The sequence below is a fragment of the Streptomyces vastus genome, from assembly GCF_039532825.1.
GTDB classification, from domain to species: domain Bacteria; phylum Actinomycetota; class Actinomycetes; order Streptomycetales; family Streptomycetaceae; genus Streptomyces; species Streptomyces vastus.
Genome location: NZ_BAAASJ010000096.1, coordinates 1 through 777 on the forward strand (window position 1 = coordinate 1; position 777 = coordinate 777).

General features: G+C 68.2%; 1 protein-coding gene. It reads right to left on the reverse strand.

Translation table 11 applies throughout. The annotated features are described in order from the left end of the window. Positions 1 to 96: 96 nt before the first annotated feature. Positions 97 to 777: transposase (locus ABD357_RS29985; RefSeq protein ID WP_344394150.1), on the reverse strand; the 681-nt coding region annotated here is incomplete at its 5' end.

Consider the following 777-nt stretch of genomic DNA (forward strand, 5'->3'; position numbering starts at 1 on the left):
TCTGACGCGTAAATAGATGCAGGTCAGGGTGGGCGTGGGCAGGGCTGGGCTGGGTGCCCGGTGGCCGTGGGGTCGCCGGGTGTCCGGAGCTGCCGGTCAGGCTGCGGTCTCGATCGGGTTGAGGGTGACGGTGTAGCCGAGCTGGTTGAGCTGGTTGATCGCTCGGCGGGTGGCGCGTTCGGGGTCGCGCTGGGTGAAGTAGGTCCCTCCGAGCTCGTGGTAGGGGACGTGGTCGGTGAGCATGTGCCAGATGGCGGTGGTGATCGAGTGCTCGATGGCGACCAGGGCTCGGAGCGGGCCGCGGCGGGCGATCAGCCGCTTGTAGCGGGCCTGTAGGTAGGTGTCCTTGGTTCTCACCGCGCCGAAGGCTGCCAGCCCGAGGGCGCCTTTGAGGTAGGGGTTGCCGGGCCGGACTTTGGTGTTCTTGGTGCGGCCGGCGGACTCGTGGTGGCCGGGGCAGACGCCCGCCCAGGAGGCGAGGTGTTTGGCGGTGGCGAAGCGGGTCATGTCGCCGCCGGTTTCCGCGATGATCACCTCGGCGACGGCTTGGTTGATCCCGGGGATGGTGTCGAGCAGGTCGAGGGCGGGACGAAAGGGGGCCATCGCCTCTTCGATCCGCTCGTCCAGGTGCCCGATCGCGGTGGTGAGTTGGTCGTACTGGTCCAGATACAGCCGGGCGAGGAACGCGTGGTGGTTGCGGAAGCGTCCGGTCAGGGCCTCGGTGAGTTCGGGGATCTTGTTGCGGAGCCTGCGTTTGGCCATCTCCGCGAGCGACTG